The 19,692-nt window shown below is 69.5% G+C and carries 19 protein-coding genes; 10 read left to right on the top strand and 9 right to left on the bottom strand.

Translation table 11 applies throughout. From position 1 onward, the window contains the following. Window positions 1–402 (top strand): carbohydrate ABC transporter permease (locus ACZ7NC_RS34630; RefSeq protein WP_471494201.1); only part of this gene is annotated, 402 nt, incomplete at its 5' end. Between the two features lie 52 nt (window positions 403–454). On the opposite strand, the gene pgl is transcribed toward ACZ7NC_RS34630, so the two are convergent. The 5 genes from pgl to tkt are packed head-to-tail and all read right to left on the bottom strand — an operon-like array spanning window position 455 to window position 7,180. Continuing rightward, window positions 455–1,237, bottom strand: coding sequence for a 6-phosphogluconolactonase (gene pgl / locus ACZ7NC_RS34625; RefSeq protein WP_471494199.1), 783 nt, complete (start codon window positions 1,235–1,237; stop codon window positions 455–457). Next, window positions 1,234–2,400 carry a glucose-6-phosphate dehydrogenase assembly protein OpcA gene (gene opcA, locus ACZ7NC_RS34620; protein ID WP_471494197.1) on the bottom strand — a complete coding sequence of 389 codons (1,167 nt, stop codon included), beginning with the start codon at window positions 2,398–2,400 and terminating at the stop codon, window positions 1,234–1,236. Before opcA ends, pgl begins: the two co-directional genes overlap by 4 nt. Next, window positions 2,397–3,935: a glucose-6-phosphate dehydrogenase gene (gene zwf, locus ACZ7NC_RS34615; protein ID WP_471494195.1), complete on the bottom strand. Its 1,539-nt coding sequence runs from the start codon at window positions 3,933–3,935 to the stop codon at window positions 2,397–2,399. The genes opcA and zwf overlap by 4 nt, the downstream gene beginning before the upstream one ends. 4 nt (window positions 3,936–3,939) lie before the next feature. Continuing rightward, window positions 3,940–5,058, bottom strand: a complete 1,119-nt coding sequence (gene tal, locus ACZ7NC_RS34610) for a transaldolase (protein ID WP_471494193.1) — start codon at window positions 5,056–5,058, stop codon at window positions 3,940–3,942. 34 nt (window positions 5,059–5,092) lie between these two features. Continuing rightward, on the bottom strand, window positions 5,093–7,180 hold the full coding sequence (gene tkt, locus ACZ7NC_RS34605) for a transketolase (protein WP_471494191.1): 2,088 nt from the start codon (window positions 7,178–7,180) through the stop codon (window positions 5,093–5,095). Between the two features lie 363 nt (window positions 7,181–7,543). On the opposite strand from tkt, the gene ACZ7NC_RS34600 reads away from it, so the two are divergent. The 3 genes from ACZ7NC_RS34600 (at window position 7,544) to ACZ7NC_RS34590 (ending at window position 10,106) form a co-directional block, all read left to right on the top strand. Further along, the gene (locus ACZ7NC_RS34600; RefSeq protein WP_471494189.1) at window positions 7,544–8,512 is read left to right on the top strand and encodes a heme o synthase; all 969 of its coding nucleotides are present in this window, start codon (window positions 7,544–7,546) and stop codon (window positions 8,510–8,512) included. Between the two features lie 108 nt (window positions 8,513–8,620). Further along, window positions 8,621–8,911 carry a hypothetical protein gene (locus tag ACZ7NC_RS34595; RefSeq protein WP_471494187.1) on the top strand — a complete coding sequence of 97 codons (291 nt, stop codon included), beginning with the start codon at window positions 8,621–8,623 and terminating at the stop codon, window positions 8,909–8,911. An 88-nt stretch (window positions 8,912–8,999) separates the two neighbouring features. Further along, complete coding sequence (locus ACZ7NC_RS34590; RefSeq protein ID WP_471494185.1) at window positions 9,000–10,106, top strand: amidohydrolase family protein; 1,107 nt, start codon at window positions 9,000–9,002, stop codon at window positions 10,104–10,106. 13 nt (window positions 10,107–10,119) lie between these two features. Here ACZ7NC_RS34590 and ACZ7NC_RS34585 read toward each other — a convergent pair whose 3' ends face one another. From ACZ7NC_RS34585 to ACZ7NC_RS34570, 4 genes are all read right to left on the bottom strand, one after another. Further along, window positions 10,120–11,130 carry a COX15/CtaA family protein gene (locus ACZ7NC_RS34585; protein ID WP_471494183.1) on the bottom strand — a complete coding sequence of 337 codons (1,011 nt, stop codon included), beginning with the start codon at window positions 11,128–11,130 and terminating at the stop codon, window positions 10,120–10,122. A 57-nt stretch (window positions 11,131–11,187) separates the two neighbouring features. Then, window positions 11,188–11,904 (bottom strand): ABC transporter permease, encoded by a 717-nt coding sequence (locus tag ACZ7NC_RS34580; RefSeq protein ID WP_471494209.1) that lies wholly within the window; start codon window positions 11,902–11,904, stop codon window positions 11,188–11,190. A gap of 62 nt (window positions 11,905–11,966) precedes the next feature. Continuing rightward, a complete protein-coding gene (locus tag ACZ7NC_RS34575) occupies window positions 11,967–12,890 on the bottom strand; it encodes an ABC transporter ATP-binding protein (RefSeq protein ID WP_471494181.1) in 924 nt (307 codons plus the stop codon). A 69-nt stretch (window positions 12,891–12,959) separates the two neighbouring features. Next, window positions 12,960–13,757, bottom strand: coding sequence for an AAC(3) family N-acetyltransferase (locus ACZ7NC_RS34570; RefSeq protein WP_471494179.1), 798 nt, complete (start codon window positions 13,755–13,757; stop codon window positions 12,960–12,962). Between the two features lie 161 nt (window positions 13,758–13,918). On the opposite strand from ACZ7NC_RS34570, the gene ACZ7NC_RS34565 reads away from it, so the two are divergent. From ACZ7NC_RS34565 to ACZ7NC_RS34540, 6 genes are all read left to right on the top strand, one after another. Then, entirely contained in the window at window positions 13,919–14,671 is a 753-nt protein-coding gene (locus ACZ7NC_RS34565; RefSeq protein WP_471494177.1) for a helix-turn-helix transcriptional regulator, read from the top strand. After that, on the top strand, window positions 14,668–16,092 hold the full coding sequence (gene sufB, locus ACZ7NC_RS34560; RefSeq protein ID WP_369270286.1) for a Fe-S cluster assembly protein SufB: 1,425 nt from the start codon (window positions 14,668–14,670) through the stop codon (window positions 16,090–16,092). The genes ACZ7NC_RS34565 and sufB overlap by 4 nt, the downstream gene beginning before the upstream one ends. A gap of 61 nt (window positions 16,093–16,153) precedes the next feature. Beyond that, window positions 16,154–17,335 (top strand): Fe-S cluster assembly protein SufD, encoded by a 1,182-nt coding sequence (gene sufD, locus ACZ7NC_RS34555; RefSeq protein WP_471494175.1) that lies wholly within the window; start codon window positions 16,154–16,156, stop codon window positions 17,333–17,335. After that, window positions 17,335–17,664 carry a non-heme iron oxygenase ferredoxin subunit gene (locus ACZ7NC_RS34550; protein WP_471494173.1) on the top strand — a complete coding sequence of 110 codons (330 nt, stop codon included), beginning with the start codon at window positions 17,335–17,337 and terminating at the stop codon, window positions 17,662–17,664. The genes sufD and ACZ7NC_RS34550 overlap by 1 nt, the downstream gene beginning before the upstream one ends. A 7-nt stretch (window positions 17,665–17,671) precedes the next feature. Continuing rightward, on the top strand, window positions 17,672–18,436 hold the full coding sequence (gene sufC / locus ACZ7NC_RS34545; RefSeq protein WP_269641512.1) for a Fe-S cluster assembly ATPase SufC: 765 nt from the start codon (window positions 17,672–17,674) through the stop codon (window positions 18,434–18,436). Next, window positions 18,433–19,689, top strand: a complete 1,257-nt coding sequence (locus ACZ7NC_RS34540; protein ID WP_471494171.1) for a cysteine desulfurase — start codon at window positions 18,433–18,435, stop codon at window positions 19,687–19,689. The genes sufC and ACZ7NC_RS34540 overlap by 4 nt, the downstream gene beginning before the upstream one ends. Window positions 19,690–19,692 lie beyond the last annotated feature (3 nt).

Genomic DNA, 19,692 nt, shown 5'->3' with positions numbered 1-19,692 from the left:
GTCCTCTTCCACGTGGCATACGGCCTGCCGTTCGCGGTGTTCCTGCTGCGCAACTACTTCGCCGAGATGCCCAAGGAAATGCTGGAGGCCGCCCGGATGGACGGCGGCAGCGAATGGCGGATCTTCACCCGGCTGGTACTCCCCGTGGGGCGCCCGGCCATCGCCTCACTCGCCATCTTCCAGTTCCTGTGGGTCTGGAACGACATGCTGGTGGCCCTGCTGTTCGCCGACAGCGCCTCACAACCGCTGACCGTTGAACTCCAGTCCCAGATCCGGCAGTTCGGCAGCAACATCGACGTACTCGCACCCGGCGCGTTCGTGTCGCTGGTCGTGCCGGTGGTCGTGTTCTTCGCGTTCCAACGGCACTTCGTGCAGGGCGTGATGGCCGGGTCGGTGAAGTAGCCCATGCGTTTCGGGCCCCCACTTCGCGGTGAAGTGGGGGCCCGAAAGGCGTTCAGGCGGACGCCGGTGGATACAGCGACCGCGGCAGCTGCGAAGCCGCCGCCGCGTCCAGGAGCCACAAGGTCCTCGCACGGCCGTACGCCCCCGCCGCCGGAGCCTGGATCTCGCCCGCGCCGGACAGGGCGATCGCCGCGGCCTGGGCCTTGTCCTCGCCCGCCGCCAGCAGCCACACCTCACGTGCCGCCCGGATCGCGGGAAGCGTGAGGGTCACTCGGGTCGGAGGGGGCTTCGGGGCGCCGTGGACTCCGACGACCGTGCGCTGTGTCTCCCGTACCGCGGGGAGTTCCGGGAACAGGGAGGCGACGTGGGTGTCGGGGCCCACGCCCAGCATCAGGACGTCGAAGGTGGGGACCGCGCCATGGTTCTCCGGGCCGGCCGCCCTCGCCAGTTCCTCCGCGTACGCGGAAGCGGCCGCCTCCACGTCCGTGCCGAACGGGCCGTCCGAGGCGGGCATCGCGTGCACCCGCTTCGGATCCAGCGGCACCTCGTCCAGCAGTGCCTCGCGGGCCTGCGTGACATTGCGCTCCGGGTCGCCCTCGGGCAGGAAACGCTCGTCCCCCCACCAGAGGTCGAGCCGGCCCCAGTCGACGGCGTCCCGGGCGGGGGCGGCCGCCAGCGCGGCCAGCAGGCCGTTGCCGTTGCGGCCGCCCGTGAGAACCACGGACGCCGAGCCCCGGGAGGCCTGCGCGTCCACGATCTTCGTGATCAGCCGGGCCGCCGCGGCCTGCGCCATCAGCTCCTTGTCGCGATGCACGACGAGCTGCGGAGTACTCACTTGGCCGCCGCCTTCCTCAACGCTTCCGGGGCCGCCGCTTCCTGCGCAGCGGCTTTGCCGGGAGACTCGGCCGCTTCTCCTTTGGCCTCTCCTTCGGCGTCTCCTTTGGCCGGAGATTCCGGAGAAGCCTCTTCGGCCGGCGGCTCCTCGGCCTTGGCCACCGCGGCCTGGGCCTGCGCCACGGCCTGCTCCGCCTTGGCCACCGCGGCCTCGGCACCCCGCACCGCCGAAGCCGGCGCGGCGTTCAGCCGCTCCACTCCGAACCGCAGCGCCGACGCGTAGGTGTCGTCCGGGTCGAGCCGCCGCAGCTCCTCCGCGATCAGCTCGGCCGTCTCCCGTCGCTTCAGCGCCACCGCACGGTCCGGCTGGCCGTCGATGGAGAGGGTCGCCAGGGAGCCGTCCGCCCGGTCGAGGACTATCGGACCGCAGTCGGTGGCCATACGGACCGCCGTCAGACCGGGGCCCGACGACAGCGACCGCTTCACCGGCACGTCCAGCCGGTCCGCGAGCCACATCGCCAGCAGCTCACAGCTCGGGTTGAACTCCTCGCCCTCCACCTCGACGGCCTTCACCTCGCAGACCACCTGGTCCAGGGCCGCCGCCAGCATCGAACGCCACGGCGTGATCCGGGTCCAGGACAGATCGGTGTCGCCCGGCGTGTAGGTGTCGGCGCGGGCCGACAGCTCCCGCACCGGCTGCTCCGAGGCGTAGGTGTCGGTCACCCGGCGCTGGGCCAGCGCGCCCAGCGGGTCGTTCGCCGGGTCGAGCGGCGCGTTCACCGGCCACCAGACCACCACCGGGGCGTCCGGCAGCAGCAGCGGAAGGACGACGGACTGCGCGTGCTCGGACACTTCGCCGTACAGCCGCAGGACGACCGTCTCGCCGGTGCCCGCGTCCGCGCCCACCCGAACCTCGGCGTCCAGCCGGGACTGCGTACGGTCGCGGGGTGAGCGCGAGACGCGCTTGATGACCACCAGCGTGCGTGAGGGGTGCTCGCGCGAGGCGTCGCTGGCGGCCTTCAGGGCGTCGTACGCGTTCTCCTCGTCCGTGACGATGACCAGCGTGAGCACCATGCCGACGGCAGGCGTGCCGATGGCCCGGCGGCCCTGCACCAGTGCCTTGTTGATCTTGCTGGCCGTGGTGTCCGTGAGGTCTATCTTCATGGCCGGCGCCAGCTCCGTCCCTCTCGTGCGAGCATTTCGTCCGCCTCGACGGGGCCCCACGTGCCGGCCGGGTACTGCGCCGGCTTGCCGTGCGTGTCCCAGTACTCCTCGATCGGGTCGAGGATCTTCCAGGACAGCTCGACCTCCTCGGTGCGCGGGAAGAGGTTCGAGTCACCCAGGAGGACGTCCAGGATCAGACGCTCGTACGCCTCCGGGCTGGACTCCGTGAAGGACTCGCCGTAAGCGAAGTCCATCGACACGTCCCGGATCTCCATCGAGGTGCCGGGGACCTTGGAGCCGAAGCGGACCGTGACGCCCTCGTCGGGCTGGACGCGGATCACGATCGCGTTCTGGCCCAGTTCCTCGGTGGCCGTGGTGTCGAAGGGCGAGTGCGGCGCCCGCTGGAAGACGACCGCGATCTCGGTGACGCGGCGGCCCAGACGCTTGCCGGTGCGCAGATAGAAGGGGATACCCGCCCAGCGGCGGTTGTCGATCCCCAGCTTGATCGCGGCGTAGGTGTCGGTCTTCGACTTGGCGTCGATGCCCTCCTCCTGGAGGTACCCGACCGCCTTCTCGCCGCCCTGCCAGCCGGCCGCGTACTGCCCGAACACCGTGTCGCGGCCCAGGTCCTTCGGCAGCCGTACGGCACCCAGCACCTTGGTCTTCTCCGCCGCCAGCGCGTCCGCGTCGAAGGAGGCGGGCTCCTCCATGGCGGTCAGCGCCAGCAGCTGGAGCAGGTGGTTCTGGATGACGTCACGGGCGGCGCCGATGCCGTCGTAGTAGCCGGCCCGGCCGCCGATGCCGATGTCCTCGGCCATGGTGATCTGCACATGGTCCACGAAGGATCGGTTCCAGATCGGCTCGAACATGGTGTTGGCGAACCGCAGCGCGAGGATGTTCTGGACGGTCTCCTTGCCCAGATAGTGGTCGATGCGGAAGACCTGGTCCGGGGCGAAGACCTCGTGGACGACCTTGTTGAGCTCCTCGGCGGACTTCAGGTCGTGGCCGAAGGGCTTCTCGATGACCGCACGGCGCCAGGAGCCGCCCGTCTGATCGGCCAGGCCGTGCTTCTTCAGCTGCTGGATGACCACCGGGAAGGAGCGCGGCGGGACAGAGAGGTAGAAGGCGAAGTTGCCGCCCGTGCCCTGGGCCTTGTCCAGCTCCTCGATGGTGCCGCGCAGCCGCTCGAAGGCGTCGTCGTCGTCGAAGGTGCCCTGCACGAAGCGCATGCCCTGGATGAGCTGCTGCCAGACCTCCTCACGGAAGGGGGTGCGGGCGTGCTCCTTGACCGCGTCGTGGACCTCGGCGGCGAAGTCCTCGTGGGCCCACTCGCGGCGCGCGAAGCCGACCAGCGAGAAGCCCGGCGGCAGCAGACCCCGGTTGGCGAGGTCGTACACGGCGGGCATGAGCTTTTTCCGTGACAAATCGCCCGTAACGCCGAAGATCACCAGGCCCGACGGCCCCGCGATACGCGGGAGCCGTCGGTCGGCGGCGTCACGAAGCGGGTTCGCTTCAGTGACGTTGAAGGGTGGCAAGGGATCAGCCCTCCGAGGGGGCGAGGCGCTCCAGCTCCGCCTCGGTCGACTTGAGCAGGTCGTTCCAGGACGCCGCGAACTTCTCGACGCCCTCGTCCTCCAGCAGCTGCACCACGTCGTCGTACGAGATCCCGAGCGCCTCGACCGCGTCCAGGTCGGCACGGGCCTGCTCGTAGGTGCCGGCGATGGTGTTGCCGGTGATCTCGCCCTTCTCCTCGGTGGCCTGAAGGGTGGCCTCGGGCATGGTGTTGACCGTGTTCGGCGCCACCAGGTCGTCGACGTAGAGGGTCGGCTTGTACGCCGGGTCCTTCACGCCGGTCGAGGCCCACAGCGGACGCTGCTTGTTGGCGCCCGCGTTCTCCAGCACGCTCCAGCGGTCGGAGGAGAAGACCTCCTCGTACGCCTGGTAGGCGAGCCGGGCGTTGGCGACGGCGGCCTTGCCGCGCAGCGCCTTGGCCTCGTCGGTGCCGAGCGCGTCGAGGCGCTTGTCGATCTCGGTGTCCACGCGGGACACGAAGAAGGACGCCACCGAGCGGATGAGCGACAGGTCGAGCCCGCGCTCCTTGGCCTTCTCCAGGCCGGACAGGTAGGCGTCCATGACCTCGCGGTAGCGCTCCAGCGAGAAGATCAGCGTCACGTTGACGCTGATGCCGAGGCCGATGACCTCGGTGATCGCCGGGAGGCCCGCCTTGGTGGCCGGGATCTTGATCAGGGTGTTCGGACGGTCGACCAGCCAGGCCAGCTGCTTGGCCTCGGCGACGGTCGCGCGGGTGTTGTGCGCGAGCCGCGGGTCGACCTCGATGGAGACCCGGCCGTCCTGACCGCCGGTGGCGTCGAAGACCGGGCGCAGGATGTCGGCGGCGTCACGGACGTCCGCCGTGGTGATCATGCGGATCGCCTCTTCGACCGTCACCTTGCGGGCGGCGAGGTCGGCGACCTGCTGCTCGTAGCCGTCACCGCTGCTGATCGCCTTCTGGAAGATCGTCGGGTTGGTGGTGACACCGACGACGTGCTGCTGGTCGATCAGCTCGGCGAGGTTGCCGGACGTGATGCGCTGGCGCGACAGGTCGTCCAGCCAGATCGCGACGCCCTCCTCGGAGAGGCGCTTCAGTGCGTCTGTCATGGAAAATCAAACTCCTACGTCTCGTATATGAGCGTCAGCGCTGGGCCGCGGTGAGGGATTCCCGCGCGACGGCAGCCACGTTCTCGGCAGTGAAGCCGTACTCCCGGAAAAGGACCTTGCCGTCGGCCGAAGCACCGAAGTGCTCCAGGGAAACGATGCGACCCGCGTCCCCGACATACTTGTGCCAGGTCAGACCGATACCGGCCTCGACCGCCACGCGCGCCTTGACGGCCGGCGGCAGAACGCTGTCCCGGTACCCCTGGTCCTGCTCCTCGAACCACTCCACGGACGGCATAGACACGACCCGCGTCGGCACACCGTCGGCCTGAAGCTGCTCACGCGCCTCGACGGCCACGTGCACCTCGGAACCGGTCGCGATGAGAATGACCTGCGGCTCGCCGCCTTCGGCCTCGAACAGCACGTAACCGCCGCGCGCCGCGTCCTCGTTGGACTCGTACACCGGCACACCCTGACGGGTCAGCGCGAGCCCGTGCGGGGCGCCCTTGCCGAACTCCTTGGTGTAGCGCTTGAGGATCTCGCGCCAGGCGATCGCGGTTTCGTTGGCGTCCGCCGGGCGGACCACGTTGAGACCGGGGATGGCGCGCAGGGACGCGAGGTGCTCGACCGGCTGGTGGGTCGGGCCGTCCTCACCCAGGCCGATGGAGTCGTGCGTCCAGACGTACGTCACCGGCAGGTGCATCAGCGCCGACAGACGTACGGCGTTGCGCATGTAGTCGGAGAAGACCAGGAACGTACCGCCGTAGACACGGGTGTTGCCGTGCAGGGTGATGCCGTTCATCTCCGCGGCCATGGAGTGCTCGCGGATGCCGAAGTGGATCGTGCGGCCGTACGGGTTCGCCTCCGGCAGCGGGTTGTCCGCCGGCAGGAACGACGAGGTCTTGTCGATCGTCGTGTTGTTGGAGCCCGCCAGGTCGGCCGAACCGCCCCACAGCTCCGGGATGACCGCGCCGAGCGCCTGGAGCACCTTGCCGGACGCGGCGCGGGTGGCGACGCCCTTGCCGGGCTCGAAGACCGGGAGCTTCTCCTCCCAGCCGGTGGGCAGCTCGCCCTTGCTGATGCGGTCGAACTCGGCGGCGCGCTCGGGGTTGTTGTCGCGCCACAGCTGGAACGACTTCTCCCACTCGGCCTTCGCCTCGGCGCCCCGCTCCAGTGCCTTGCGGGTGTGGTCGATGACCTCGTCGGCCACCTCGAAGGACCGCTCCGGGTCGAAGCCGAGGACGCGCTTGGTCGCCGCGACCTCGTCGTCGCCGAGCGCCGAGCCGTGGGCGGCCTCGGTGTTCTGCGCGTTCGGGGCCGGCCAGGCGATGATCGAGCGCATCGCGATGAAGGACGGCTTGTCCGTCACCTGCTTCGCGGCCTCGATCGCGTTGTAGATGGCGTGCGGGTCCAGGTCGCCGTCCGGCTTCGGGGCGATCCGCTGCACGTGCCAGCCGTACGCCTCGTACCGCTTGACGGTGTCCTCGGAGACGGCCGTCTCGGTGTCGCCCTCGATCGAGATGTGGTTGTCGTCCCACAGCAGGATCAGATTGCCGAGCTTCTGGTGGCCGGCCATCGAGGACGCCTCGGCGGAGATGCCCTCCTGGAGGCAGCCGTCACCGGCGACGCAGTAGACGAAGTGGTCGAAGGGGGAGGTGCCCTCGGCGGCCTCCGGGTCGAACAGACCGCGCTCGTAGCGCGCGGCCATCGCCATGCCGACGGCGTTGGCGACGCCCTGGCCGAGCGGTCCCGTGGTGGTCTCGACGCCCGTGGTGTGGCCGTACTCCGGGTGACCGGGGGTCTTGGAACCCCACGTCCGGAACGCCTTCAGATCGTCCAGCTCCAGGCCGAAGCCGGCCAGGTACAGCTGGGTGTAGAGGGTCAGGGACGAGTGGCCGGCGGACAGCACGAAGCGGTCGCGCCCGACCCATTCGGCGTCCGCGGGGTCGTGCCGCATCACCTTCTGGAAGAGGGTGTAGGCGGCGGGTGCCAGGCTCATCGCCGTACCCGGATGGCCGTTTCCGACCTTCTGTACGGCGTCCGCGGCCAGGACACGGGCGGTGTCGACGGCCCGCTGGTCCAACTCGGTCCACTCGAGGTCTGTGGTGGTCGGCTTGGTGCTCACCCTGGGTCAGGGCTCCTCTCCACATGTCGGTTGCCGGTGTCACGGGCACACAGCCCACCGGCTGCCGGCGTACTCGGCGTCGGCCGGCCGTTGTCGAGCCTACCCCCGGAAGTACGTGCGTCTTTTCGACTCGTTACAGACTGCCGGGAGTCGTCGGGATGTGCCTCCCGACTGGGACGTTCCACATTCGGCAAGTGAATACGGAGCCGCTCATCCGGGTGCTCAATCGAGCCTCCGCGCGCCCGTCCGACCGGCCTCTCCAACACGACCCCACCCCCGCGAATGTCCGGGTCTGGGCAACGTCTACAGTGGCGTGGTACGCGCGAGCCTTTACCGGGACTTCACACCGGGAGGCTTGCTGGGATGTCTCTGTCAGGGGTGTGCGTGACGGCCGTTGAATCCCGTCCAGCGGGGCTTATCGGGACGAGCGAGAGCCCGAGCCGGCGGCCGATCGGGGCCCGGGTCAAGGGGTTCGTGGCGCTCACCAAGCCGCGGATCATCGAGCTGCTGCTCATCACCACCGTTCCGGTGATGTTCCTTGCCGAGCAGGGGGTGCCCGACCTCGGTCTGGTGCTGCTCACCTGTATCGGCGGCTACCTCTCGGCCGGCGGCGCCAACGCGCTCAACATGTACATCGACCGTGACATCGACGCGCTCATGGACCGCACCTCGCAGCGCCCGCTGGTCACCGGGATGGTCAGCCCGCGCGAGTGCCTGGCCTTCGGCATCACGCTGGCGGTCGTCTCCACGCTGCTGTTCGGCCTCACCGTCAACTGGCTGTCGGCCTGGTTGTCCCTCGGCGCGCTCCTCTTCTATGTCGTCGTCTACACGATGATCCTCAAGCGCCGCACCTCGCAGAACATCGTGTGGGGCGGCATCGCCGGCTGCATGCCGGTCCTGATCGGCTGGTCCGCGGTCACGAACTCCCTGTCGTGGGCCCCGCTCATCCTCTTCATGGTGATCTTCTTCTGGACGCCGCCGCACTACTGGCCGCTATCCATGAAGGTCAAGGAGGACTACGCGCGCGTGGGCGTGCCGATGCTGCCGGTCATCGCCTCCAACAAGGTCGTGGCCAAGCAGATCGTCATCTACAGCTGGGTGATGGTCGCGGTGTCGCTCCTGTTGACGCCGCTCGGCTACACGGGCTGGTTCTACACCGTGGTCGCGCTGGGGGCGGGCGGCTGGTGGCTGTGGGAGGCGCACGCGCTGCAGAACCGCGCGAAGGCGCAGGTGACGGGCGCGAAGCTGAAGGAGATGCGCCTGTTCCACTGGTCCATCACCTATGTCTCGCTGCTGTTCGTGGCGGTCGCGGTGGACCCCTTCCTGCGCTGACCCCTTCCTGCGCTGACCCCTTCCTGCGTCGGCCCCCCTTCCTGCGCTGACGCAGGTCACAGGGCCCTGCTCTCGCCAGCTGATCTACTCGCGAGTAGCATCCTGGCCATGGCAGACAAGGTGGCCAAGCTGGCCAAGCAGATCAACACCTTCGCGAAGTCCCACGGCGGCGCCGAGGCGCAGGTCGCGTACATCGGACAGCGCGGCGCCCGCATCGTGCTCGTCGGCGAGGACGGCGGCTGGGGAGACCTGGTGGCACCGTCGTACGAGATCGCCGAACAGGCGGTCGAGAAGGCCGGGGTCACGGCCCATGAATCCTTCGACGGCGAGTTCGCGGCGAAGGTGACGACCGGGCCGTACGAGTGGAAGCGGATGGCCGGCATTCAGATCGGCGGCTGAACAGCCTGCCCCTGGCGCAACACCAAGTCGCCGGTTCACCCGTTAGGACCTGTAGAGCACAAGCAGCGTCCACCCACGGGGAGCCAGGATGATCGAAACACCATCCCTCGTGGACCAGTACTGCCACGGCGTACTGCGCACGGAGCTGGGCCTCGGCACCTTCGAGGCCCAGCTGGCCCGCACGGAGGGCCCACCCGCCGCCGGCACCACGCTCTTCGACACCCAGACCGGTTTCGCCGTACGGCGCTGGTGCCCGCCCCTCCTCGGCCTGGAACCGCACTGCGCACCCGCCCGCTATCTCGCCCGACGCCGTGAACTCGGCGCGCTGGAGGCGGGCCGGCGCCTGCTGCGCGGCAGTGGCATCACGACCTACCTGATCGACACCGGTCTGCCCGGCGATCTCACCGGCCCCCCGGAGATGGCGTCCACGGCCTCCGCCGAGGTCCACGAGATCGTGCGCCTTGAACTCCTCGCCGAACAGGTCGCCGACACCTCGGGCACCGTCGAGTCGTTCCTGGCCAACCTCGCCGAATCGGTGCACGGCGCCGCCGGGAACGCCGTGGCCTTCACCTCGGTCGCGGGCGTACGGCACGGCCTCGCGCTCGCGCCGGAGCCGCCGGGGCCGGGGGAGGTGCGGGGCGCCGCGGGGCGCTGGCTCGCGGCGCGCAACGTCGGTGGTGAGCTGAGCGACCCGGTGCTGCTACGGCACCTGTTGTGGATCGCGGTGGCCTCGGGACTGCCGCTGCAACTGCACGCCGGGCTGGGGGAGCCGGGCCTGCGCATCGACCGCACCGACCCGGTGCTGCTCACGGACTTCGTCCGCGCCACGGCCGGCCTGGGCACCGACCTGGTCCTGCTGCACGGCTACCCGTACCACCGCCACGCCGCCCACCTGGCCGGCGTCTTCCCGCACGTCTACGCCGACTCCGGCGCCGCCCTCATCCGCACCGGCGCCCGCGCCGCCACGATCCTCGCCGAGATCCTGGAGCTGGCCCCCTTCGGTAAGATCCTCTTCTCCAGCGGGGCCCAGAGCCTTCCCGAGCTGCACGTGGTGGGCGCCCGGCTCTTCCGCGAGGCCCTCGCCAGGGTGCTCGGCGGCTGGGTCGCAGAGGGCGCCTGGTCGCTGGCGGACGCGCAACGGGTGGCCGGGATGGTGGCGGCGGGCAACGCGCGCAGGGTGTACGGGCTGGCCTGAGCGGCCCGCGCGCCTACGCGCGCGTGCCCACCGCGGCCTCGGCCGCCGGGCCGGGGATGCCGATCTCCTCGTGCGGCCGTTCCCGAAGCGCCAGCAGCACCCGCAGGGTCGCGATCCACACCAGGGCCGAGCCCAGCATGTGCAGGCCGACCAGGACCTCCGGCAGGTCCGTGAAGTACTGGACGTAACCGATGGCGCCCTGGGCGAGGAGGATCAGGAACAGGTCCCGCGTGCGGTTCAACGGACTCTTCGGCGCGTCGACCGCCTTCAGCACGAACCACAGGGCGAACGTCAGCGTGACCACGATCCACGCCAGCACGGCGTGCAGCTTGGTGACGTTCTCCCAGTCGACGGGCATCCGCTCGACCTCGCTGGAGTCACCCGCGTGCGGGCCCGCGCCGGTGACCACCGTGCCGACCAGGATCAGCAACGCCGAGGCCGCGACCAGGATCCACACCAGCTGCCGCACCGCCTTGCCGACCAGCGGACGCGGCGGTGTGTCGCCCTCCCGGGCGCGCTGCCACATCACGGTGGCGACCGCGATGAGGGCTGACGTCGCCACGAAGTGGGCCGCGACGGTGTACGGGTTCAGGCCGACCAGGACGACGATGCCGCCGAGGACCGCGTTGCTCATCACGATCCAGAACTGCGCCCACCCCAGGCGGGTCAGGCCACGCCGGTACGGCTTGGCCGAGCGCGCGGCGATGATCGCCCAGCCGACCGCGGCGCACAGTACGTACGTCAGCATGCGGTTGCCGAACTCGATGGCGCCGTGCAGGCCCATCTCGCTCGTGGCGGTGAGCGAGTCGTCGGTGCACTTGGGCCAGGTCGGACAGCCGAGCCCGGAGCCGGTGAGGCGTACCGCGCCACCGGTGACCACGATGATCACCGACATCACGAGCGCGGCCAGGGCTGCCCGCCGGACCGTCCTCGGGTTCGGGGTCCAGCGTGCGGCGATGAAGGCGAGCGGGTTGCGCACGGCAGCTACGGCGTCGGCGCGGGTCACGTTTGGCACGCGCCCCATCGTAGGCGGCCGCTTGTGCACGCTTTCACGAGGGTCCCTGGGAGGCCTGCCCCGGACCTACTCCCAGCGGAAGAACTTCCCCGCCGCCGCCAGCCCGACGAGCGCCCACACGGCCAGAATCCCCAGGTCGCCCCAGGGCATCCCGGCCCCGTGCTGGAGCACGTCGCGCAGCCCGTCCGACAGGGCCGAGATCGGTAGCAGGCCGAGCACGTCCTGCGCGCCGGGCGGGAACTTGTCCAGCGGCACGATGACCCCGCCGCCCACGAGCAGCAGCAGGAAGACCAGGTTGGCGGCGGCCAGGGTGGCCTCCGCCTTGAGGGTGCCGGCCATCAGCAGGCCCAGACCCGAGAAGGCGGCCGTCCCCAGGACCAGCAGGAGGACGACGGCTGCCGGGTTGCCGTGCGGCGACCAGCCGAGCGCGAAGGCGATCACCGTCAGCAGGACGATCTGCAGGACCTCGGTGACCAGCACCGACGCCGTCTTCGCCGTCATCAGGCCCCAGCGGGGCAGCGGCGAGGAGGCCAGCCGCTTCAGCACGCCGTACCGGCGCTCGAAGCCCGTGGCGATGGCCTGCCCCGTGAACGCCGTCGACATCACGGCGAGCGCGAGGATGCCGGGGGCGAGGAAGTCGACGGCCTCGCCGGCGCCGGTGTCGACGATGTCCACCGAACTGAAGAGGACCAGCAGCAGGGTGGGGATCACGACGGTCAGGAGCAGCTGCTCGCCGTTGCGCAGCAGCATCTTCGTCTCCAGGGCCGCCTGCGCCGCGATCATGCGGGGGAGGGGGGCGGCGCCCGGCTTGGGGGTATACGTACCCGGACCTGTACCGAGGGCGGTCACGCGCGCAGCTCCTTACCGGTGAGCTCCAAGAAGACGTCCTCCAGAGTGTGCCGCTCCACCGAGATCCGGTCGGGCATCACCCCGTGCTGTGCGCACCACGACGTCACCGTCGCGAGCAGCTGGGGGTCGACCTTGCCGGCGACCCGGTACGAGCCCGGCGTCAGCTCCGCGGCCGTGCAGTCGGCGGGCAGGGCCTTCAGCAGGGACCCCACGTCGAGGCCGGGGCGGCCGGTGAAGCGGAGGGTGTTCTCGGCGCCGCCGCGGCACAGTTCCTCGGGGGAGCCCTGGGCGATGACGCGGCCGGCGTCGAAGATCGCGACGTCGTCGGCGAGCTGCTCGGCCTCGTCCATGTAGTGGGTCGTGAGGATCACGGAGACGCCGTCGGCGCGCAGATCGCGGATCAGGTCCCAGGTGGCCCGGCGGGCCTGCGGGTCGAGTCCGGCGGTCGGCTCGTCGAGGAACACCAGCTCCGGGCGGCCGACCACGGCCATGGCGAGGGCGAGCCGCTGCTGCTGGCCGCCGGAGAGACGGCGGTAGCTGGTCCGGCCGCAGCTGCCGAGCCCGAGCCGCTCGATGAGGGCGTCGACGTCCAGCGGATGCGCGTGCAGCTTGGCGACATGGCGCAGCATCTCGTCGGCCCGCGCGCCCGAGTAGACGCCGCCGGACTGGAGCATCACGCCGATGCGGGGCCGCAGCACGCCGGACTGTCTCACCGGGTCGAGCCCCAGGACCCGTACGGTGCCGGAGTCCGGCTTCCGGTATCCCTCGCAGGTCTCGACGGTCGTCGTCTTGCCCGCGCCATTGGGTCCGAGTACGGCGGTGACGCCCGCCTGGGCCACCAGGTCGAGACCGTTGACCGCGGCTTTGTCGCCGTACCGCTTCACCAGGGCCTGGACCTGGACCACGGGCTCAGTTCGCATGGCTCCAGAGTCTAGGTAGGCGCTCGCTCCCCCAGACGGCCGGGTGCATATCTCCTCATACGGCGGTCCTCATATCTCCTCCGCGCGTGGCCGGTGGATCTCCAGCCAGCGCACCGCGTACGCCACCGCGTCGGCCACCGGGAACAGCCGTACGTCGGCCGCGCCCGCCTTGCCGCGGACGACGGCGCGGTCCCGCTCGAAGTCATGGCCCAGCTCGTCGAACCGCTCCGAGGTGATCGACACCTCGGTCACCACCTCCCAGCCCGCCGGCCCCGGCCGCCCCACCTTCACCAGCGGCGACGGGATCCGGTACTCGGCGAGGTGGAAGCTGGTGCACGTGTCGTAACCGGCGCCGAGCAGCAGCACGCGCGCGTGCAGCGCCTCCAGTCGCGCGAGCGGGCTGTGCTCGCCGAGCCGGCAGTCGAGGGCGTGGCCTTCGAGGATCTCGGCCGCGCGCGGGCCGACGGCGGCGAACGAGGTCTGCGGATGCGCGCTGCGCAGGGCACCCGGCCAGGTCCGTACGGTCTCCGGGACGACGCCGACCCCACGCGTGGGCGTGACCAGGGGGTCGTACGCGGGCATGGCGGCCCGAATCGGGTCCCACCACTCCTCGGGCACGGGCGGATTGCTCCAGACCGCCGGGTCCGAGAGGTCGCCGGTCTGGGTGGGGACCACCAGGGTGCCGTCGGGACCGAGGGCGTCGAGCAGGCCCTGGACGACCGCGACGGGGCCTCCGCAGACCCAGCCGAGGGAGCTGAGCGAGGAGTGCACGAGGAGCGTCTCACCTGTTTGGACGCCTAGCTCGCGCAATTGTGCGGCGAGGGTGCTCCGAGTGACAAGAGGGCCGGTCGGAGGGGGTGTCGACATGTTTTGGGAGTGTTCCGGAAGGGGCCGCGCGACGCCACCGGTTTGATCGATCAATGATCGTTTCCGCAGGTCAGATTAGGTATGCCTAAGTGATGCAGGGCACCATCAGGGCGCGGGGACGCGGCTTGCCTGCCTCTGAGGAATTACGCAACAATGGCGTTGTGAAAAACGTCGGCGAGGCTCGGGAGACCCCCATGGGGGCCCCTCAGGAGGAGCTCGCGACCGGTGAGCGCTCGACGCGCAACCGGGTCGCGCGATCCATCCTGGACCACGGGCCGTCGACCGTCGCCGAGCTGGCCGGCCGGCTGGGGCTGACCCAGGCCGCCGTACGCAGGCATCTGGACGCGCTGGTCGCGGACGATGTCGTGGAGGCCCGGGAACAGCGGGTGTACGGCACGCGTACGCGTGGCCGTCCCGCCAAGGTCTTCGCGCTCACCGACTGCGGACGTGACGCCTTCGACCAGTCGTACGACAAGCTCGCCGCGGACGCCCTGAAGTGGATCGCCGAGCGCGAGGGCGGGAGCGAGGCGGTCGCCGCCTTCGCGCGCGCCCGTATCGCCGCCCAGGCGAGCGTGTACCGCAAGGCGATCGAGGCCGTCAGCCCGGATGAGCGCACCGAAGCCCTGGCCAAGGCCTTGAGCGTGGACGGGTACGCTGCTACGGCGCGCAGCGCACCCCTCCCTCAAAAGGGCGAGCAGCTCTGCCAGCACCACTGCCCGGTGGCCCATGTCGCGGAGCAGTTCCCGCAGCTGTGCGAGGCGGAGACGGAGATCTTCGCCGAGCTGCTCGGAACGCACGTCCAGCGACTGGCGACCATCGCGCACGGCGACGGCGTCTGCACGACGTTCATCCCGAAGATTTCCCACACCACCGATAACGCATCTGCAAGCACGGCCGGGAGGAACCCCGCATGACTCTCCCCATCGAGGAGACTGCCCACCCTGAGCTCGAGGGCCTGGGCAAGTACGAATACGGCTGGGCCGACTCCGACGAAGCCGGCGCCTCTGCGAAGCGCGGTCTGAGCGAGGACGTCGTCCGTGACATCTCCGCGAAGAAGAACGAGCCGGACTGGATGACCAAGCTCCGTCTCAAGGGGCTGCGGCTGTTCGACAAGAAGCCCATGCCGAACTGGGGCTCGGACCTGTCGGGCATCGACTTCGACAACATCAAGTACTTCGTACGCTCCACGGAGAAGCAGGCGGAGTCCTGGGAGGACCTGCCCGAGGACATCAAGAACACGTACGACAAGCTCGGCATCCCCGAGGCGGAGAAGCAGCGCCTCGTCGCCGGTGTCGCGGCCCAGTACGAGTCCGAGGTCGTCTACCACCAGATCCGCGAGGACCTGGAGGAGCAGGGCGTCATCTTCCTCGACACCGACACGGCCCTGAAGGAGCACCCGGAGCTCTTCAAGGAGTACTTCGGGACCGTCATCCCGGTCGGTGACAACAAGTTCGCGTCGCTGAACACCGCCGTGTGGTCGGGCGGCTCCTTCATCTACGTGCCGAAGGGCGTGCACGTCGAGATCCCGCTCCAGGCCTACTTCCGCATCAACACGGAGAACATGGGCCAGTTCGAGCGCACCCTGATCATCGTCGACGAGGGTGCCTACGTGCACTACGTCGAGGGATGCACGGCGCCGATCTACAAGTCGGACTCGCTGCACAGCGCGGTCGTCGAGATCATCGTCAAGAAGAACGCCCGCTGCCGCTACACGACCATCCAGAACTGGTCGAACAACGTCTACAACCTGGTCACCAAGCGCGCCGTCGCCTACGAGGGCGCGACCATGGAGTGGATCGACGGCAACATCGGCTCCAAGGTGACGATGAAGTACCCGGCCGTCTACCTGATGGGCGAGCACGCCAAGGGCGAGACCCTGTCCATCGCCTTCGCGGGCGAGGGGCAGCACCAGGACGCCGGCTCCAAGATGGTCCACATGGCGCCGAACACCTCCTCCAACATCGTGTCGAAGTCCGTGGCGCGTGGTGGCGGCCGTACCTCGTACCGCGGTCTGGTCGAGATCGGTGAGGGCGCCCACGGCTCGAAGTCCAACGTGCTGTGCGACGCGCTGCTCGTGGACACCATCTCCCGTTCCGACACGTACCCCTATGTGGACGTCCGCGAGGACGACGTGTCCATGGGCCACGAGGCGACCGTCTCCAAGGTCTCCGAGGACCAGCTCTTCTACCTGATGAGCCGCGGTCTGAGCGAGTTCGAGGCGATGGCGATGATCGTGCGCGGCTTCGTCGAGCCCATCGCGAAGGAACTGCCGATGGAGTACGCCCTCGAACTCAACCGGCTGATCGAGCTGCAGATGGAAGGCGCGGTCGGCTAAGGCCCGCCCTCCACGACCAGCTAGCGAAATCTGACGCAGGAAAGAGAGCAGACCGACAGCCATGGCTGAGGCTCAGAACATCCCCGTGGGCTCCACCACCGCGGGCCAGATCGCGGTGGCCGCAGAGTCGACCGTCGCCACGCGCATGAGCGCGCCCCCGTCCTTCGACGTGGCGGACTTCCCGGTCCCGCACGGCCGCGAGGAGGAGTGGCGGTTCACCCCGCTGGAGCGCCTGCGCGGGCTGCACGACGGCACCGCCGTGGCGACCGGAGACGGCCTGCAGGTCACCGTGGAGGCTCCCGAGGGCGTCACCGTCGAGACCGTCGGCCGCGACGACGCGCGCCTCGGCAAGGCGGGCATGCCCGTGGACCGCGTCGCCGCCCAGGCGTACTCGGCGTTCGAGAAGGCCGGTGTCGTCACCGTCCCCAAGGAGACGGTCCTCACCGAGCCGATCCGGATCGCCGTGCACGGCGAGGGCGGGGTCGCCTACGGCCACCAGGTCGTGGAGCTCGGAGCCTTCGCCGAGGCCGTCGTCGTCATCGACCACACCGGTGACGCGGTGCTCGCCGCCAACGTCGACTACATCCTGGGCGACGGCGCCAAGCTGACCGTCGTCTCCGTCCAGGACTGGGACGACAAGGCCGTGCACGTGGGCCAGCACAACGCGCTGATCGGCCGGGACGCCACCTTCAAGTCCTTCGTGGTCACCTTCGGCGGCGACCTCGTACGCCTCCACCCGCGCGTCGCCTACGCCGGCACCGGCGGCGAGGCCGAGCTGTTCGGCCTCTACTTCACCGACGCGGGCCAGCACCAGGAGCACCGCCTCCTGGTCGACCACAACACCCCGCACTGCAAGTCGAACGTCGCCTACAAGGGCGCGCTCCAGGGCGACGACGCGCACGCCGTGTGGATCGGCGACGTGCTGATCGAGGCCAAGGCCGAGGGCACGGACACGTACGAGATGAACCGCAACCTGGTTCTGACCGACGGCGCCCGCGTCGACTCCGTGCCGAACCTGGAGATCGAGACCGGCGAGATCGTCGGCGCCGGCCACGCCTCGGCGACCGGCCGCTTCGACGACGAGCAGCTCTTCTACCTGATGGCCCGCGGCATCCCGGCCGACGAGGCCCGTCGCCTGGTGGTGCGCGGCTTCTTCGCCGAGCTCGTCCAGCAGATCGGTGTCGACGACATCGAAGAGCGCCTCCTCGTGAAGATCGACGAGGAGCTGGAGGCGTCGGTCTGATGGCTGTCTCTTCGACGTTCGTACGCGCCTGCGGGCTGAGCGAGCTGGAGGAGGACACCCCGAAGCGGGTGGAACTCGACGGCACGCCGGTCTCGGTCGTGCGGACCGAGGGGGAGGTGTTCGCCATCCACGACATCTGCTCCCACGCGAACGTCTCGCTCTCCGAGGGCGAGGTGGAGGACTGCCAGATCGAATGCTGGCTGCACGGCTCCGCGTTCGACCTGCGCACCGGTAAGCCGTCCGGCCTCCCCGCGACGCGCCCCGTCCCCGTATACCCCGTAAAGATCGAAGGGGACGATGTTCTCGTCTCCCTCACCCAGGAGTCCTGAGGCACCCATGGCAACGCTTGAAATCCGAGACCTGCACGTCACCGTCGAGGCCGACAACGCCACGAAGGAGATCCTCAAGGGCGTCGACCTCACCGTGAAGCAGGGCGAGACGCACGCCATCATGGGCCCCAACGGCTCCGGCAAGTCGACCCTCGCCTACTCGCTCGCGGGTCACCCGAAGTACACGATCACCGGCGGCACCGTCACCCTCGACGGCGAGGACGTCCTGGAGATGTCCGTCGACGAGCGCGCCCGCGCGGGCCTGTTCCTGGCGATGCAGTACCCGGTCGAGGTCCCGGGTGTGTCCGTGTCGAACTTCCTGCGTACCTCCGCCACCGCCATCCGCGGCGAGGCCCCCAAGCTGCGCACCTGGGTGAAGGAGGTCAAGGAGGCCATGGAGCGCCTCAACATGGACCCCGCCTTCGCCGAGCGCAACGTCAACGAGGGCTTCTCCGGCGGTGAGAAGAAGCGCCACGAGATCCTTCAGCTGGAGTTGCTCAAGCCGAAGGTCGCGATCCTCGACGAGACCGACTCCGGCCTGGACGTCGACGCCCTGCGCGTCGTCTCCGAGGGCGTGAACCGGGTCCGTGAGACCGGCGAGGTCGGCACCCTGCTGATCACCCACTACACGCGCATCCTGCGCTACATCAAGCCCGACTACGTCCACGTCTTCTCGGCCGGTCGCATCGTGGAGTCCGGCGGCGCCGAACTCGCCGACAAGCTGGAGAACGAGGGCTACGAGGCCTACACGAAGGGTGGCGCATCCGCGTGACACAGCTGCCGGGCCTCCTCGACACCGAGGCGCTGCGCAAGGACTTCCCGATCCTGGACCGCGTCGTCCACGACGGCAAGAAGCTCGTGTACCTGGACAACGCGGCGACATCGCAGACGCCGCGCCAGGTGCTCGACGTGCTCTCCGAGTACTACGAGCAGCACAACGCCAACGTCCACCGTGGCGTGCACGTCCTCGCCGAGGAGGCCACGGCGCTGTACGAGGGCGCGCGCGACAAGGTCGCCGAGTTCATCAACGCGCCCAGCCGCAACGAGGTGATCTTCACCAAGAACGCCTCCGAGTCGCTGAACCTCGTGGCCAACATGCTCGGCTGGGCCGACGAGCCCTACCGCGTGGACCACGAGACCGAGATCGTCATCACGGAGATGGAGCACCACTCCAACATCGTGCCGTGGCAGCTGCTCGCGCAGCGCACGGGCGCGAAGCTGAAGTGGTTCGGTCTCACGGACGACGGCCGTCTCGACCTGTCCAACATCGACGAGATCATCACGGAGAAGACGAAGATCGTCTCCTTTGTGCTGGTGTCGAACATCCTGGGCACCTTCAACCCGGTCGAGGCGATAGTGCGCCGCGCGCAGGAGGTCGGCGCGCTGGTGTGCATCGACGCCTCGCAGGCGGCGCCCCATATGCCGCTGGACGTGCAGTCGCTGCAGGCCGACTTCGTGGCCTTCACCGGCCACAAGATGTGCGGCCCGACCGGCATCGGTGTGCTCTGGGGCCGACAGGAGCTGCTGGAGGACCTGCCTCCGTTCCTGGGCGGCGGCGAGATGATCGAGACGGTGTCGATGCACTCGTCGACGTACGCTCCCGCCCCGCACAAGTTCGAGGCGGGCACCCCTCCGATCGCGCAGGCGGTCGGGCTGGGCGCGGCGATCGACTACCTCAACTCGATCGGCATGGACAAGATCCTCGCCCATGAGCACGCACTCACCGAGTACGCGGTGAAGCGGTTCGCGGAGGTCCCGGACCTGAGGATCATCGGCCCCACCACGGCCGAGGAGCGGGGCGCCGCGATCTCCTTCACCCTCGGCGACATCCACCCGCACGACGTGGGCCAGGTCCTCGACGAGCAGGGCATCGCGGTCCGGGTCGGCCACCACTGCGCCCGCCCCGTGTGCCTGCGCTACGGAATTCCTGCGACCACGCGAGCGTCGTTCTATCTGTACTCCACGCCGGCCGAGATCGACGCTCTGGTGGACGGCCTGGAGCATGTCCGGAACTTCTTCGGCTGACGG

It is taken from the genome of Streptomyces sp. NPDC111802 (assembly GCF_055634335.1).
The sequence above is the reverse complement of the archived record's forward strand: the minus strand, read 5'-3'. Positions and strand labels throughout refer to the sequence as shown.

What these genes read in the sequence shown, in the direction of transcription:
- ACZ7NC_RS34600 (WP_471494189.1), top strand. Translation starts at nt 7,544, where the DNA reads ATGTCTCTGTCAGGGGTGTGCGTGACGGCCGTTGAATCCCGTCCAGCG.
- ACZ7NC_RS34575 (WP_471494181.1), bottom strand. Translation starts at nt 12,890, where the DNA reads ATGCGAACTGAGCCCGTGGTCCAGGTCCAGGCCCTGGTGAAGCGGTAC.
- ACZ7NC_RS34590 (WP_471494185.1), top strand. Translation starts at nt 9,000, where the DNA reads ATGATCGAAACACCATCCCTCGTGGACCAGTACTGCCACGGCGTACTG.
- ACZ7NC_RS34550 (WP_471494173.1), top strand. Translation starts at nt 17,335, where the DNA reads ATGGCTGTCTCTTCGACGTTCGTACGCGCCTGCGGGCTGAGCGAGCTG.
- ACZ7NC_RS34585 (WP_471494183.1), bottom strand. Translation starts at nt 11,130, where the DNA reads ATGGGGCGCGTGCCAAACGTGACCCGCGCCGACGCCGTAGCTGCCGTG.
- sufD (WP_471494175.1), top strand. Translation starts at nt 16,154, where the DNA reads ATGGCTGAGGCTCAGAACATCCCCGTGGGCTCCACCACCGCGGGCCAG.
- ACZ7NC_RS34570 (WP_471494179.1), bottom strand. Translation starts at nt 13,757, where the DNA reads ATGTCGACACCCCCTCCGACCGGCCCTCTTGTCACTCGGAGCACCCTC.
- sufC (WP_269641512.1), top strand. Translation starts at nt 17,672, where the DNA reads ATGGCAACGCTTGAAATCCGAGACCTGCACGTCACCGTCGAGGCCGAC.
- ACZ7NC_RS34595 (WP_471494187.1), top strand. Translation starts at nt 8,621, where the DNA reads ATGGCAGACAAGGTGGCCAAGCTGGCCAAGCAGATCAACACCTTCGCG.
- sufB (WP_369270286.1), top strand. Translation starts at nt 14,668, where the DNA reads ATGACTCTCCCCATCGAGGAGACTGCCCACCCTGAGCTCGAGGGCCTG.
- opcA (WP_471494197.1), bottom strand. Translation starts at nt 2,400, where the DNA reads ATGAAGATAGACCTCACGGACACCACGGCCAGCAAGATCAACAAGGCA.
- tal (WP_471494193.1), bottom strand. Translation starts at nt 5,058, where the DNA reads ATGACAGACGCACTGAAGCGCCTCTCCGAGGAGGGCGTCGCGATCTGG.
- ACZ7NC_RS34580 (WP_471494209.1), bottom strand. Translation starts at nt 11,904, where the DNA reads ATGATCGCGGCGCAGGCGGCCCTGGAGACGAAGATGCTGCTGCGCAAC.